Consider the following 14,717-nt stretch of genomic DNA (forward strand, 5'->3'; position numbering starts at 1 on the left):
ATCAAGCCCCGGCAAGGCCCGGCGCGCCCTTGGATTCCAGGCGGCCCAACGGGTGGGCGCCCGCGGCGAGTTCGGCCCGGGCCGCCGCCCAGTCGGTGTCGCCGAGGCCCAGCGCATGGCGCAGGTAGGCCGTCGTGACGCGCTGGACCAGGGCGACGTGCGCGGGGTTCTCGTCGGTCGTCTCCGCGGCCTCGTATCCCGAGATGCCGCCGAGGAAGTGCTCGGCCCCGAACAGGGTCAACAGGCTCTTGTCACCGGGGCCGAGCGTGTACGGGTCGGTCGTCCACTCCGCGCCCCGGACGGTCATCGGCAGCTCGTCCTTGTCTCCCGCGACGACCAACGCGGGAGCGCTCATCCGCGTGAAGTCGGGGTGCCGCAGCCAGGGAAGATGCTCCGCGGCGTAGGGCGTCAGGGAGTCGCCGCCGCTCCCGGCCGTGGCCAGCAGCACGCCCGCCCGGACGCGTGGGTCGGACAGATCCTCCGTCACCCCCGTCTTGGGATCGCCGACCCGCAGCCCGAGCAGCATGCCCGCCGTCTGACCGCCGAAGGAATGCCCGGCCACGGCTGTTCGCCCCTGATCCACGCGGCCGCGCAGACCGGGAACGGCCGCTTCGAGCACGTCCAAGTGATCGAGCACGATCCTCATGTCCTCGACGCGGTACCGCCAGGTCCGGGGCCCGCGCGGATCGTCCGCCGCGAGGCCGAGTGTCCTGGAGTCGAGATGCGTGGGCTGGACGACGACGAAGCCGTGCGCGGCCCAGTGGTCGGCCAGCGGCCCGTATCCCTCCAACGACGAGCCGAATCCGTGAGCGAAGAGAACGACCGGCAGGTCCCGCCCGGCCACCGGCGCGGTGACGCGTACGCGCAGGCCTCCGTCGTGGTGCGGCGCCGGCAGCACCACCGGCTTGACCGAGACGACGGGGGCGGGCGCGGGTGTGTTGTCCCGGGAATCCGGGAGGTCCAAGGTGTCCATGCGCGTACGCTAAAACCTGACGTCGACGTCAGAGGCAAGGCCTGACGCCGGACCGGCCAGGGAGGCGCACGGATGCGTATCGGAGAGCTCGCCGCCAGGACCGGCGTCAGCGTCCGGGCGCTGCGCTACTACGAGCAGCACGACCTGCTCGCCGCGGAACGCAGCCCCAGCGGGCAACGGCTGTACACGCAGGACGCGGTCGACCGGGTCCTGCTCATCCAGCAGCTCTACGCCGCCGGCCTGTCGAGCCGCACCATCGTCGAGCTCCTGCCGTGCGTCGTCGACGGTGACGCCACCCCCGAACTGCTCGACCGCCTGTCGACGGAGCGGGACCACATCGACCAGAAGATCGCCGAGCTGGCCGACACCCGCGACCGTCTCGACTCCGTCATCGCCGGTGCCACGACGAACTTGCGCACCGGCCGGTCCTGCCGCGCCTCCGCGCCGTAATCTGAGCCCGTGATCCTGCCCAAGATCCGCGACCCCCGCTTCATCACCCTGCGCCGCGGAGGGACGCTCACGGACGACGACCACCACCTCCTCGCCCTGTGGGCGGCCACGTGCGCCTCGCACGTGCTGCCGCACTTCGAGACGGTGGCGCCGGACGACCCACGCCCCCGTCAGGCCGTCGAACGGATCCGGGCGTGGGCGCGCGGAGAGATCAGAATGTCCGATGCCCGCGCGGCGGGCGGCCACGCGATGGCGGCCGCCCGCGTACTCGAAGGTCCGGCCCGGCACGCGGCGTTCGCCGCGGGACAGGCCGCCGTGGTCGCGCACGTCGCGGCGCACGAACTGGGCGCGGCGGCCTACGCCATCAAGGCCGTTCGCGCGGCGGCGCCCAAGGACGAGGCCGAGGAGGCGGGCCGGGACGAGTGCCGTTGGCAGCGCGAGCGGCTCCCGGACGCCATCCGGGCACTCGTCCTGGACGATCAGCGTCTGCGCAACGACATCTGCTGGTCGGTCTTCGACTGCTGACGCCGCGTCAACAGCAGCTGTGCACCGCGTGTTCGGGCCGGTGCCACCAGTACCGTTCGAGGACGGGGCCCTGCGGCACGTCCTCGGCGGAGGCGCTGCGGACCGACGACTGGGCCGCCGCCCCGTCCGAATCCTTCGTGCTCTTCGCACTCTTCGCCGAGGCTGGCGCCCCGTCCGCGACCAGGTCTGACACGTCGTGCACCACGCCCCCGGTGACCACCGTGCGGACCGCCGCGGCGGCGGTGACGTCCTTCAGCGGATCGCCCTCCACCAGCACCAGGTCGGCCAACTTGCCCGGCTCGATCGTGCCCAGATGCTCCGTCGCACCCAGAGTGCGGGCGCCCTCCGCGGTGGCGGAGCGCAGCGCGTCGGCGGGGGAGACCCCGTAGCGGACCATGGCCTGCACATTGAGGTGGTAGTAGACCGCCGGAGGTACGAGGGGACTGTCCGTGCCGACATGGACGTGCGCCCCGCCCTCGATCAGGCGCCGCACGGTCGCCCCGTGCCGGGCGACGAAACCCAGTTCGGCCGTGGGCTCCTCGGCCTGCGCGGCCCGCACACCGTCGCGGAACTCGTCGTACGCCTCCGTGGGCAGCAGCGCCTTCAGACGCGCGTCGTCCAGGGCCCACCCGGCATACCGGTACAGCGCCGCCCGCACCGACGACAGGCCGAGCCCGGAAAGGCCGAGCGTCGGGGTGAAGGCCATGCCGGACGCGATCAGCGGGGCCGTGACGTCGTCGTAGGAGTGCCCGAGGTGGGTCTCCTTCTGGCGGCGGCCGTAGCGGCTGGTGCCGCCCACGTGCTCGGCGCCGTCGGCCCCGAGCGCCAACGGCCCGAACAGATAGTGCGAGGTCACGGGCAGGCCGAGCCGGTGGGCGCCGGCGATGGCCTCCGCCTGCATGTCGTACGGCAGCCTGACGTACGTCTTCACCAGGTCGTGCCCGAGCGCCTCGTGCTTGTCCAGCTCGCGCCGCAGCTGCTCGCGGTCGGTCACGGGCCGCGCGGAGGAGTAGTACACCCGGGAGCCGTCGATCAGCTCGCCGGCCGTGAAGACCCGGGGCCCGACCCGCCGCCCCGACTCCACGGCCTCCTTCGCCTCCACCAGGTGGTAGTGGCCGCTGCCCGGCGAGCGCACCGAGGTGATCCCGAACGCCAGCCACAGCCGGGACGTCGCGTCCAGCTCCCACGGCCCGTGCTCGTGCGCGGCGATCATGCCGGGTATCGCGGTCAGTTCACCCGCCTTCACCACCTTGTCCCCGGAACGGACGGCCGTCGTGCCTGCCTTTTGGACCGCGGCGATACGGTCGCCGTCGAGGACGATCTCGACATCGCGGCGCAGCCGGGACCCGGTGCCGTCCCACAGCGCACCGACGCGCACCACCGTGCGCCCGGTCGGCTTCGCCGGACGCCACGTCAGGTCCAGGGGGACCGCGGCGGCGCGTCCACCGCGCGCGTCCGCGATCCGCAGCCGGCCCGCGGACAGGTAGAGGAGCGAGCGGGAATCGCCGCTGAAGGAGGGGAAGTCGGCGCTCTCGCTGTTGACGGTGCGGGCCTTGCCCGCGGGCAGCCCGGCCGCGTCCACCGGCACCACGCGCAGGGTGCCGTCCACGACGCAGGCGAGGTGCTTGCCGTCGGGGGAGTACACCGGGCCCGCGTACTCCCGATTGCCCAGCGAGGAGCCCGGAACGGGGTCGCTGTAACGCGCCTCGCCGGTGGCGAGTTCGACGGTGAGGACGCGGTTGTGACCCTCCCTGAAGCGCGGGGTGACGGGTGCCAAGGCCGCCAGCGAGACGCGGCTGCCGTCGGCGGTGAAGGAGGGGCGGCCGGGCGCGTTGAGCGGTCCGACGACCTTGCGGACGGCGCCGCTCTCCACATTCAGGATGTGCACGCCGGCGTCGGCGACGAAGGCGACGGCCGACCCGTCGTGGCTGACCGCGGGCAGCGTCGCGCCGCCCACGTCGGTCAGGCGCCGGGTCGCGCCGTCGGCGAGGGTGCACCGCCACAGTTCCTGCGTGCCGGAGCGGTCGCTGACGTACACGAGGGAGTCCCCGTCGGGGGACCAGGTCGGCGACGTGTTGTGGTGTCCGTCGGAGACCACCGCCCGGGGCCGACCGCCGCGGCGCATCACCCAGATGTCACCGAGCGCGGCGAACGCCACGCGGTCGCCGTCCGGGGCGAGTTCGGGCCCGACGATGCCGCGCACGGGCCTGGCGGCGGTGGAGTCGAAGTCCCTGGCCGTGGGGCGCTCCTCGACAGTGGGCACCTGCACGTCGGCCGTGAACGGGATGTCCTTGACCGACTGCTTGCCGAGCGAGCGGCGGCGGATCTTGCCGTCCGCCGTGTACAGCAGCTCGTCCGCGCCGACCCAGCGCACCGGCAGCGGGAAGACGTCCTCGTCCGCGCCGGAGACCGCGTCGCCGTCCACGACGACGCAGGTTCCGGCGCTGGTCAGATGCACGTAGGCGAGCCGTTCGCCGTCGGGGGAGAGGGAAGGGCCCGCTACGAAGCCGGAGTCCACCTTCGCGAGGACCTTGCGGCTGCCGTCGGCCTCGACCCGCTCGATCGCCTGCGGCGCGCTGTCCTTGCCGGAGGTGAACACGATGGCCTTGCCGTCGGGCGCCCAGGCGGGCTGCGCCTCCTGCGCGCTGCCCTCGGTCCAGACCCGGCGCTCGCCACCCTCGGCGGACAGTACGTGGACGGCGTAGCGGCTGCCGGTCTCGACGGCGCAGGCGATGCGCGTGCCGTCGGGGGACCAGCGGGGCTCGCGGTGATCGTCGGCACCGTCGGTGAGTTGACGCAGCCCGCGCCCATCGGAGCCGACGACCCACAGATGGAAGGAACCGTCGGTGTACGCGGAGAACACGATGTGCCGGCCGTCGGGCGAGTAGTCCGGCTCGACCGCCTCCAGTGCGCCGCCGGTCAGCCGCTCGGCGTCGCCGCCCTCGGCCGGCACCGTCCACAACGTATTGACCAGGTCGAACACGACGGTGCCGCCGTCGGGCGACAGCGCGGCCGAGCCGTTGGTCATCCCGGTCACCGTGACCGCCGCGCGTCTCCCGGCGGCCGCCGCACCCGACGCGGACAGGGCCGCACCGCCCGACCCGGCCAGCGCGGTCCCGGCGGCGACGAGGCCGCTCCGCTTGACGAAAGCACGGCGTGTGAAAGCCACGGTCGTCCAACCTCCCGAAGATCAGCAACAGTTGACCGGAGGCTATGCACACCGCGCGTCACAGCGTCCGCACGCGCGGTAGATGTGACGTGAAAGTAATGCGCTGCCGCCGCTGCTCCGCACACCGGCGCACCCGACCCCGAAAAGCCTTCCGTCGGGCGGAAGCCCCGGTGACCCGGCGGGATCGCTGCGGCACAATACGGCGCCCATGAGCCACCGTCAGCCGGGCCCCGCACACCTCGCCAACCTCGACCTCAACCTGTTGGTGACCCTCCGTGCGCTGCTGCGCGAGCGCAACGTCACCCGCGCCGCCCGGCAGCTGGGCGTCACCCAGCCCGCCGTCAGCGCCACGCTGTCCCGGCTGCGCCGGCACTTCGGGGACGAACTGCTCGTGCGGGTCCAGGGCGCCTATGTGCTGTCGCCGCTCGCCACGCAGTTGGCCGGGCAGGCCGAGGCGGTGTGCGCGGCGGCCGAGCGGCTCTTCGCGACCGGCCGAGCCTTCGATCCGGCCACCACGGAACGGGAGTTCACGCTCCTCATGGCCGACTATCCGGCGAGCGTCCTGGGCCCCGCGCTGTCCCGGCTCTTCGACCGCGAGGCGCCTCACGCGGCGCTGCATCTGCAACTGGTCAGGGAGACCATCGGCAGCGGCGCCGGAGAGACCATCCGGCTCGTCGACGGCATGGTCTCGCCGCCCCTCGGCCACTTCCGCACACCGGGCGTGGCCTCCGTCCCGCTCTTCACCGACCGCTGGGTCTGCCTGGTGTCCGCGGGCAACCCGCTGTGCGAGGCCGCGTCGTTCGGCATCGAGGACCTGGCGCGGCAGCCGTGGGTCGTGCCGTACCACCGCGACGACGGCTATCCGTCGGCCGCCCCGGCGACCCGGCAGCTGACCGCGCTCGGCATCCGGCCGCGGATCGCCGTCCGCGTGGAGAGCTACCGCGCCGTGCCCGACTTCGTCGCGGGGACCCGCCGGGTGGCCCTCGTGCCCGAGCGCCTCGCCGCGCCGCTGACCTCCGCGCACGGCCTGCGCACGCTGAACTGCCCGGTCCCGCTCGACCCGTTGGACGAACACCTGTGGTGGGACGCGAGCCACGACGAGGACCCCGCGCACAGCTGGCTGCGCGACCTCGTGGTCCGGGCGACAGGCGGCATCGCACCATAAACGCCGTTGATGGCGGCCAGTCGAACGCTCTATTGACCTGGGCATTCCCCCCGGCGACGGGTGCTCCCTACGGTGCGCAGGAGCGGTGGGAACCACGAGCCCCCGCCACGCACCCGCACCCCCTCGCACCGGGAGACCTCCATGCCCCATGCCCTGACCGAGCTGAAGGTCCGTACCGTGACCAAGCCCGCGGGCGCCGCCCGCCACGACCTCGACGCCGATGTCTGCGTGGTCGGCGCGGGCGTCGCCGGCGTCTCGGCCGCCGTCGAGAGCGCCCGGCTCGGCCGCGAGGTCGTCCTCGTCGACAGCCTGCCCGTGCTCGGTGGGCAGATGGTCAACTCGCTGATCGGCCTGTTCTGCGGTGTGTACGGCAACGGCCCGGACTACCGGCAGCTCACCCACGGCATCTTCGACGGCATCTTCGCCGACCTGGGCGCCTCCGGCGATCTGCACCACAACCGCGGCCACACCATGACCGTCAGCTACGACGAGGTGGCCCTCGGCCGGTGGGTCGAGCGGCGCATCCGCGAACTCGGCATCCGCGTCGTGCTGGGCGCCTCGCTCACCGGCGTCGAACGCGAAGGCCGGCGCATCAACTCCGCGTCCTTCGCGACCCGTTACGGCCCCGTACGCGTCGCCGCCCCGGGCTTCGTCGACGCCAGCGGCGACGCCGCCCTCGCCTGGGAGGCGGGGCTGCCCTGCCGGGTGCCGGAGCGCACGATCTACGGCTCGCAGCAGATCGTCCTCGAGCACCTGGACGAGGAGCACAAGCCGGGCCGCGAGGAACTCGCCGAGCGCGTCCACGGCCAGGCCGCCGACTGGGGCCTGATCCGCCGCGACGGCCTCGCGTTCTTCTTCCCCGGACGGGGCACCGCCGTACTGAACATGACCCACGTCCCCGCCCCGCTCGACCCGGTCGAGGCGTCGTCCGCCCAACTCGACGGGCGCGAACAGGCCGACCGCGTGGTCGAGTTCCTGCGCGCCGAGTTCCCCAAGGCGTTCGGCAACGCGAAGGTCCGCTCGTACGGCTTCCCCGGGCGGCGCCAGACCCGCTGGATCAAGGGCGTCCACCAGCTGTCCCTCGGCGAAGTCCGCTCCGGCACCCGCTTCGACGACGCCGTCGCCCGCACCGCCTGGCCCGTCGAACTGCACGACCGCGCCGACGGATACGTCTGGGAGACCTTCGGCCCCGACCACGTCCACTACGTGCCGCTGCGCTCCCTGCTCTCGCCCGACTGCGACAACCTCGCCGCCGCGGGGCGCTGCGCCGACGGCGACGCCGCCGCACTGTCCAGCGTCCGCGTCATGGGCCCGTGCGCGGCGATGGGCGCGGGCGCCGCGCAAGCCCTGGACCTCGCCGGACCCGACGGCAGCGTGCACGACATCGACCTCGCCGCCCTGCGCACGCGCCTTGCCGCCAACGTCGACGACTGAGGGAGCCCGCCCATGACAGACCTCCGCAGCAACTACACCCCGGGAACGTCCCCGTGGGCCGTCCGCAGGGCCCAGTGGCGGGCCCTCGGACTCACCGACGAGGACATGGCCAAACCGAAGATCGCCATCGTCAACTCCTCGTCGCAGCTCGCCACTTGTTACAGCCACCTCGACGCCGTCGCCGCTGCCGCCAAGGAGGCGATCGACGCGGCGGGCGGCATCGGCTTCGAGATCCGCACGGTCGCCCCCAGCGACTTCATCCACAGCGCGGGCGGCCGCGGCGGCTACATCCTCTCCGCCCGCGACCTGATCAGCCACGACATCGAAGCCGCCGTCGAGGGCGCCCAGTTGGACGGCATGCTCACCCTCGCCTCCTGCGACAAGACCGCCCCCGGCCAACTGATGGCGGCGGCCAGGCTCGACCTGCCGACCGTCGTCGTCGGCTGCGGCTACCAGCCCTGCGGCACCTTCGCCGGACGACACTGCGACATCGAGGACGTCTTCCTCGGCGCGGGACACCACGCCCAGGGCCGCATCACCCTCGACGATCTGACCGGCATGAGCGAGAACGCGGTGGCCGGACCCGGTGTCTGCGCCGGCATGGGCACCGCCAACTCCATGCACATCGCCTGCGAAGCCCTCGGCATGGCACTGCCGGGCTCCACGCCCGTGCTCGCGAACAGCCCGAAGATGTGGGACGACGTGCGCACCGCGGGCAGCCGGATCGTCGACCTCGTACGAGAGGACCTGCGTCCGCGCGCCCTGCTGACCCGCGAGGCCTTCGAGAACGCGGTCACCGCCATGGTCTCCGTCAGCGCCTCCATCAACTCCGTCAAACACCTGCAGGCGGTCGCCCAGGAGGCGGGAAACGGCGTCGACGTCTACGGGCTGTACGAACGCCTCGCAGACCGGGTGCCGCTCCTCGCCGCCGTGCGACCCAACGGCCCTGTGTCCATTGAGGAGTTCGAGGCGGCGGGCGGCGCGGCCGGGCTGCTGTGGAAACTGCGCGACCTGCTGCACACCGATGCCCGCACCGTCACCGGACGCACCCTCGGCGAGAACCTCGAAGGCCGTGCCCCCGCCGACCCGGAAGTGATCCGCCCGATCGACCGGCCGCACGGCCGCCGCCCCACGATCGTCCTGGTCCGCGGCTCGCTCGCACCCGCCACCGGCATCGTCAAACTCGCCGTCGACGAGGAACGCTCGCCGTCGTTCACCGGCCCCGCCAAGGTGTACGACACCCCGCAGGACGCCCTCGAAGGGCTCAAGGCCGGTGACGTGCGGCCCGGGCAGGTGCTCGTGCTGCGCGGCCTCGGCCCCACCGGAACACCCGGCATGGGCATGGCCTCACGGCCCGTCTTCGCGCTCGACGGCGCCGGGCTCACCGGCAAGGTCGCCGTCGTCACCGACGGGCAGCTCTCCGGCCTCGTCAACAAGGGCATCGTCGTCGGCGAGGTGTCACCGGAGGCCGCCGCGGGCGGTCCCTTGGCCCTGGTGCGCGACGGCGACACGATCTCCGTCGACCTCACCACCCGCCGCGCCGACCTCCTCGTACCGGACGAGGAACTGGCCGCCCGCACCCCCGTCACCGCGTACGCGGAGGGCGGACGCGGCTGGCTGTCCGTCTACCGCCGCACGGTCCGTCCCCTGCAACAGGGCGCGGTCACCCTCGAGGAAGGACCCACGCCCGCGTGAAACTCAGCGACACCGACAAGGCCCTGCTCGACGGCGCCGAGGGCCCCGCCGCCGCGGCCGCCATGGACCTCCTGGTCCGCTACGGCCGCGCCCTGGACGCCGAGGAACTGTGCGACGTGCGCAACGTCGCCGGCACCATGACCCAGCCCTCGCCCGCCAAGGCCCGCCTCGTCGCGGAGGGCGGCTGGAACAAGGCGTACGCCGTCCTCAACCTCGACAGCGACGCCGACTTCGCCGTCCCCGACATGAAGGTGCCCACCTGCCAGCTCCAGCACGGCTTCGGGCCCGACGCCCAGGGCACCGCGCCCTACCCGAAGGAACTCGTCGAACTGCAGACGGACGCCGAGGCCTTCTACAGCGCGAAGGGCGTCAGCATCCTCGCCACCTGCACGCCGTACCAGGTCGGCAACATCCCCGTACGCGGCGAGCACGTGGCCTGGATGGAGTCCTCCGCGGTCGTCTACGCCAACTCGGTGCTCGGCGCCCGCACCAACTGCGAGGGCGCCGCCTCCACCGGAGCCGCCTCGCTCACCGGCCGCATCCCGTGCTGGGGCAACCACCGCGCCGAGAACCGCCACGGCACCCACCACATCGACGCCCGCACCCCGATCGCGGGGCCGCTCGACTGGGGCATGCTCGGCTACTTCGCGGGCGGTCTGGTCCAGGAGGAACGCCCTGTCGTCACCGGCGAGTTGGTCCGCCCCGACCTGCTCGACCTCAAGCACTTCGGGGCGGCCGCCGCCTCCTCCGGCGGCGTCGAGATCTACCACCTCCCCGGCATCACCCCGGAGGCGCCCGACCTGCGGACGGCCTTCGGCGGGCGCACTGTGCCCGAGGCCGTGCCGTACGGGGAGCGCGAGCGCCGCGCCGTCTACGAGGACCTCAACTCCCAGGGCGAGCGCACCGACGTCGACTTCGTCCTCCTCGGCTGCCCGCACGCCTCCCTCGACCAGGTCCGTGACACCGCCCGGCTCCTCGACGGGCGGCGGCTCAACTCCGCCACCGAGCTGTGGCTGATGGTGCCGCGCGCCCTGCGCACGGTCGCCGACCGCAACGGCTGGACGGCGACCATCGAGCGCGCGGGCGCCCGCGTCCTCACCGACTCCTGCCCGGCGATGTCCCGTTCGGCGCCGCCCGGAACCCGCGTCTTCGCCACCGACTCGGCGAAACAGGCCCACTACCTGCCCGCGATCCTCGGCATCGAGGCCTGGTTCGGCACCCTCGCCGACTGCGTCGACGCCGCCGTCACCGGCACCTGGAAGGGAGAGCTGCGATGAGCGCCCCGAGCGTCGTCCTGCACGGCAGGACCGTCGTCCCCGGCGTCGTGGAGGGCGAGGCCCTGGTGTCACCCGAGACGATCTCCGGCTGGGGCGGCATCGACCCGGCCCGCGGCGTCGTGATCGAACGCCGGCACGCCCTGTACGGCGTGTCGTTCGCGGGGAAGATCCTCGTCTTCCCCGGTGCCAAGGGCTCCTCCGGCTGGTCCGGCTTCTTCCAGGCCACACGGCTCGCCGGCACCGCGCCCCTCGGCATGATCTACACGACGACGACCAGCAAGGCCGCGCTCGGCGCCGTCGTCACGCGCGTCCCCACCGTGACCGATCTGGACCGCGATCCCCTCCTCGCCATCCGCACCGGCGACCGCGTCCGTATCGACGCCGAGAGCGGCACCGTCACGGTCCACCCCGCCGCACCACCGGCCCCCGAGGAGACCCCGTGAGAGCCTCACCACCCGTCGTGGACCTGGCCCCGGTCATCGAGCGCCAGCACGCGAGCCGCCGCTGGCTGCTGATGTACGCCGTCTGCTTCGTGATCACGTTCCTCGACGGATTCGACTTCCAGATCCTGTCGTTCGCCGCCACCTACATCCGCAAGGACTTCGACCTCACCGGCACCCAACTGGGCACCCTGGGCACGGTCGGTCTCTTCGGCACCATGATCGGCGCGCTGATCATGGGCTACCTGGCGGACCGGATGGGTCGGCGCCCCACCATCACGATATCCGTCGCGGGCTTCGGCATCTTCATGATCGCCTTCGCCTTCGCGGACACGTACGGGCACCTGTTCGTGCTGCGCTTCGTCTCCGGCCTCTTCCTCGGGGGCGTGCTCCCGCTGACCTGGGCGCTGGCGGCCGAGTTCGCGCCGAAGCGGTTCCGGGTGACGTCCGTCGCGATCATCATGGTCGGCTACACGCTCGGCGGGGCGGCCGGCGGTCCGGTCTCCAACTGGCTGATCCCGGAGCACGGTTGGCGCACAGTGTTCGTCGTCGGCGGCGTCTGCTCGCTGCTGACCCTCGCCGGGGTGCTGACGCTGGTGCCGGAGTCGGTGCGGTTCCTGGCGCTGAAGTCCCGCCCCGGGAGCGACGAGCGCATCGCACGCATCCTCGTCCGCTTCCAGCCGGGCCTGTCCTTCGAGCCCGGGACCCGCTTCACCGCCGAGACCCCGGGGCAGGCGTTCGCGGGGAAGCGGTTCACCCCCGCGCAGCTCTTCCGTGGCCACCTCGCCGCGATCACACCCCTGTTGTGGCTGGTCTACCTGCTGTCGTCCGCGCTGATCTACTTCCTGGTCTTCTGGACGCCGATGATCAACGAACAGATGGGCTTCAGCGTCAGTGCGGCCGCCACCATCGCCGCCCTGGCCAGCGTCGCGGGCGCCGTCGGGCAGCTGTTCATCAGCCGCTTCGTCGACAAGAAGGGCGCGGGCACGATTCTGTGGATGCCGCTGGCCGCCGTCGTCTGCATGCTCGTGCTCGGCAGCGGCGTGCTCGCACCCGCCGTGTACGTCGGCTTCGTCATCGGCGCGAAGATGTTCGTCAACGGTGGGCACGGGGGCATCACCAGTATCGCGGGCACGTTCTACCCGACGGAGATCCGCGCCAACGGCGCCGGCTGGGCGTCGTCGGTCGCCAAGGCCGGAGCCATGCTGGGGCCCTGGCTCGGCGGCGTCATCCTCGATGCCGGCCTCGGGGCACAGGGTGCGTTCGGCATCTTCGCGATCTGTCCGGCCGTGATGGTCCTGGTGCTGTTCGTACTGGGCCGGGTGCAGCGCAGGATGCCGGCCGACGCCGAGGGGGCGCTGAGCGGTGCGGCGGTGGACGAGCCGCCGCCCGCGCCGGTCGTCCCGTCGTCGCGGGCGGGTTCGTCCCCGGCCTGAGCGCGGAGGAACGGCGAAAGGGGCGGGCCGGAGAAAGCGGCCCGCCCCTTTCATCCCTGCCTAGGCACTCACTCCGCACGCTTGAACTGCAGCGACTCCCCGACGGCGCCCGCCCGCCATAGGTCCTGACAGGCCTCGGCGAGCCGGTCCAGGCCCTCGACGACCGTGCCCCAGACGATGCCGGGGACCCAGCCCTGGTCGCCGTTGATCAGGAGGTTGTTGCGCTCGTAGAACAGGGCGAGGTCGACGACGATGTCGCGCTCCGCGTGCGCGGCCTGGTTGCCCTGCTGCTCGGCGGCGGCCTCGTAGCCGTAGGAGGCCGTGCTCATCTGGGTGTTGGAGAACGTGAAGTAGCAGAGGTCGCCGGGGATCGGCGTGATCGTCGGGTTCTCCAGCGGGGGCTCCTGCGGGGCGAAGGCGGGCACCAGGGTGTAGATCTCGTTGCGCGCGTACTTCGCGTGGTAGACGTCGCTGCCCAGCGGCAGGGCGTTCCAGATCGCCTCGCAGGTGATCGGGGCACGGTCGTCGAGCAGCTTGGCGGTGGCGGTGACGCCGCGCTTGGGCAGGGAGACCTCGATGAAACGGTCCATGGGTGTCGTCGCTCCGGTCTGATCGGTGATCAACGTAGGGGCAAGGTAAGTGGGTTCGAGGCCGCCTGTCAGCCGAGTGGCATCGCCAGGTAGCGCGTCTCCAGGAACTCGTCGATGCCGACCCGGCCGCCCTCACGGCCGAGGCCCGAGGCCTTGACGCCGCCGAACGGGGCCGCGGGGTTGGAGACGACGCCCTTGTTGAGGCCGACCATGCCCGTCTCCAGACGCTCGGAGAGCCGGAAGGCGCGCTCCAGGTTCTCCGTGAACAGGTAGGAGACCAGGCCGTACTCGGTGTCGTTGGCCGCGGCGACGACCTCGTCCTCGTCGGTGAAGGTGAGGATCGGGGCCACGGGGCCGAAGATCTCCTGGCTCATCAGGGCGGAGTCGGGGGAGACGCCGGTGAGGACGGTCGGGGCGTAGAAGTAGCCCTCGCCCTCGGCGCGCTCGCCGCCCGTGAGGACCTTGGCGCCGCGCTCGACGGCGTCGGCGACCAGCTCCTCGACCTTGCCGCGGCCGTCCTCGTCGATCAGCGGGCCGACCGAGACGCCGTCGTCGGTGCCGCGGCCGACCGCGAGCGAGGACATCCGGGCGGAGAGCTTCTCGGCGAACTCGGCGGCGACGGACTCGTGCACGTACAGGCGGTTGGCGGCCGTGCACGCCTCGCCGATGTTGCGCATCTTGGCGGCCATCGCACCCTCGACGGCCTTGTCCAGGTCGGCGTCCTCGCACACGATGAACGGCGCGTTGCCGCCCAGCTCCAACGACACCCGCAGCACGTGCTCGGCGCTCTGCTCGATCAGGAGCCGGCCGACGGCCGTGGAGCCCGTGAAGGACAGCTTGCGGATCGTGCCGCCGCGCAGCAGCGGCTCGACGACCTCGCCGGGGCGCGACGTGGTGAGCACGTTCAGGACGCCCGCGGGAACGCCCGCGTCGGTCATGATCTCGGCGAGCTTCAGCATCGTCAGCGGCGTCTGCTCGGCCGGCTTCACGATCATCGTGCAGCCCGCCGCGATCGCCGGGCCGATCTTGCGGGTGCCCATGGCGAGCGGGAAGTTCCACGGCGTGATCAGCAGCACCGGGCCGACCGGGCGCTTCATCACGACGAAGCGGTCCTTGCCGTCGGGGGAGGCCTGGTAGCCGCCCTCGATCCGGACGGCCTCCTCGGCGAACCAGCGGAAGAACTCGGCGGCGTACGCCACCTCGCCGCGCGCCTCGGCGAGCGGCTTGCCCATTTCGAGCGTCATCAGGAGCGCGAGCTCGTCCTGGCGCTGCATGAGGAGCTCGTAGCCGCGGCGCAGGATCTCGCTGCGCTCGCGCGGCGCCGTGGCCGCCCAGGACTCCTGCGCGGCGGCCGCGGCCTCGGCGGCGGCGCGCGCGTCCTCGGCGCCCGCGTCGGCGACGGTGCGCAGCTCACGGGCGAGAGAGGGATCCTCGACGCCGAAGGTCGCGCCGGAGGCCGCCGGGCGCCAGCTGCCGCCGATGAACAGTCCGTCGGGCACGGAGGCGACGACGGTCCGCTCGCGCTCTGTCTGCTGTTCGGTCACTGCACTCACTTCGACTCCC

General features: G+C 72.5%; 12 protein-coding genes. 8 read left to right on the forward strand and 4 right to left on the reverse strand.

From position 1 onward, the window contains the following. Position 1 precedes the first annotated feature (1 nt). On the reverse strand, positions 2 to 973 hold the full coding sequence (locus ACYSUO_RS14220) for an alpha/beta hydrolase family protein (RefSeq protein WP_461776445.1): 972 nt from the start codon (positions 971 to 973) through the stop codon (positions 2 to 4). A gap of 72 nt (positions 974 to 1,045) precedes the next feature. Between ACYSUO_RS14220 and ACYSUO_RS14225 the strand changes: the two genes are divergently transcribed. Together ACYSUO_RS14225 and ACYSUO_RS14230 are read left to right on the forward strand one after the other, a co-directional pair. Further along, complete coding sequence (locus tag ACYSUO_RS14225; protein WP_461776446.1) at positions 1,046 to 1,423, forward strand: MerR family transcriptional regulator; 378 nt, start codon at positions 1,046 to 1,048, stop codon at positions 1,421 to 1,423. Between the two features lie 9 nt (positions 1,424 to 1,432). Continuing rightward, entirely contained in the window at positions 1,433 to 1,948 is a 516-nt protein-coding gene (locus tag ACYSUO_RS14230) for a putative immunity protein (protein ID WP_461776447.1), read from the forward strand. A gap of 7 nt (positions 1,949 to 1,955) precedes the next feature. On the opposite strand, the gene ACYSUO_RS14235 is transcribed toward ACYSUO_RS14230, so the two are convergent. Further along, positions 1,956 to 5,117: an amidohydrolase family protein gene (locus tag ACYSUO_RS14235; protein ID WP_461776448.1), complete on the reverse strand. Its 3,162-nt coding sequence runs from the start codon at positions 5,115 to 5,117 to the stop codon at positions 1,956 to 1,958. Between the two features lie 208 nt (positions 5,118 to 5,325). On the opposite strand from ACYSUO_RS14235, the gene ACYSUO_RS14240 reads away from it, so the two are divergent. From ACYSUO_RS14240 to ACYSUO_RS14265, 6 genes are all read left to right on the forward strand, one after another. Then, the gene (locus ACYSUO_RS14240; protein ID WP_461776449.1) at positions 5,326 to 6,282 is read left to right on the forward strand and encodes a LysR family transcriptional regulator; all 957 of its coding nucleotides are present in this window, start codon (positions 5,326 to 5,328) and stop codon (positions 6,280 to 6,282) included. A gap of 141 nt (positions 6,283 to 6,423) precedes the next feature. Beyond that, positions 6,424 to 7,716 (forward strand): FAD-dependent oxidoreductase, encoded by a 1,293-nt coding sequence (locus ACYSUO_RS14245; protein ID WP_461776450.1) that lies wholly within the window; start codon positions 6,424 to 6,426, stop codon positions 7,714 to 7,716. A 12-nt stretch (positions 7,717 to 7,728) separates the two neighbouring features. Beyond that, entirely contained in the window at positions 7,729 to 9,411 is a 1,683-nt protein-coding gene (gene ilvD / locus ACYSUO_RS14250; RefSeq protein WP_461776451.1) for a dihydroxy-acid dehydratase, read from the forward strand. After that, on the forward strand, positions 9,408 to 10,688 hold the full coding sequence (locus ACYSUO_RS14255) for an aconitase X (protein WP_461776452.1): 1,281 nt from the start codon (positions 9,408 to 9,410) through the stop codon (positions 10,686 to 10,688). The genes ilvD and ACYSUO_RS14255 overlap by 4 nt, the downstream gene beginning before the upstream one ends. Further along, positions 10,685 to 11,131, forward strand: a complete 447-nt coding sequence (locus ACYSUO_RS14260) for an aconitase X swivel domain-containing protein (RefSeq protein WP_461776453.1) — start codon at positions 10,685 to 10,687, stop codon at positions 11,129 to 11,131. The genes ACYSUO_RS14255 and ACYSUO_RS14260 overlap by 4 nt, the downstream gene beginning before the upstream one ends. After that, the gene (locus tag ACYSUO_RS14265) at positions 11,128 to 12,564 is read left to right on the forward strand and encodes an MFS transporter (RefSeq protein ID WP_461776454.1); all 1,437 of its coding nucleotides are present in this window, start codon (positions 11,128 to 11,130) and stop codon (positions 12,562 to 12,564) included. Before ACYSUO_RS14260 ends, ACYSUO_RS14265 begins: the two co-directional genes overlap by 4 nt. Before the next feature lie 68 nt (positions 12,565 to 12,632). Here ACYSUO_RS14265 and ACYSUO_RS14270 read toward each other — a convergent pair whose 3' ends face one another. Both ACYSUO_RS14270 and ACYSUO_RS14275 read right to left on the reverse strand, forming a co-directional pair. Further along, entirely contained in the window at positions 12,633 to 13,154 is a 522-nt protein-coding gene (locus ACYSUO_RS14270; RefSeq protein ID WP_461776455.1) for a DUF3830 family protein, read from the reverse strand. A 68-nt stretch (positions 13,155 to 13,222) separates the two neighbouring features. Continuing rightward, entirely contained in the window at positions 13,223 to 14,707 is a 1,485-nt protein-coding gene (locus ACYSUO_RS14275) for an NAD-dependent succinate-semialdehyde dehydrogenase (protein ID WP_461776456.1), read from the reverse strand. Between the last annotated feature and the right edge of the window lie 10 nt (positions 14,708 to 14,717).

The sequence above is a fragment of the Streptomyces sp. UC4497 genome, assembly GCF_054871485.1.

Excerpts from the sequence above, each read along its gene's own strand:
- ACYSUO_RS14260 (WP_461776453.1), top strand. The coding sequence starts at position 10,685 with ATGAGCGCCCCGAGCGTCGTCCTGCACGGCAGGACCGTCGTCCCCGGC.
- ACYSUO_RS14225 (WP_461776446.1), top strand. The coding sequence starts at position 1,046 with ATGCGTATCGGAGAGCTCGCCGCCAGGACCGGCGTCAGCGTCCGGGCG.
- ACYSUO_RS14245 (WP_461776450.1), top strand. The coding sequence starts at position 6,424 with ATGCCCCATGCCCTGACCGAGCTGAAGGTCCGTACCGTGACCAAGCCC.
- ACYSUO_RS14270 (WP_461776455.1), bottom strand. The coding sequence starts at position 13,154 with ATGGACCGTTTCATCGAGGTCTCCCTGCCCAAGCGCGGCGTCACCGCC.
- ilvD (WP_461776451.1), top strand. The coding sequence starts at position 7,729 with ATGACAGACCTCCGCAGCAACTACACCCCGGGAACGTCCCCGTGGGCC.
- ACYSUO_RS14240 (WP_461776449.1), top strand. The coding sequence starts at position 5,326 with ATGAGCCACCGTCAGCCGGGCCCCGCACACCTCGCCAACCTCGACCTC.
- ACYSUO_RS14220 (WP_461776445.1), bottom strand. The coding sequence starts at position 973 with ATGGACACCTTGGACCTCCCGGATTCCCGGGACAACACACCCGCGCCC.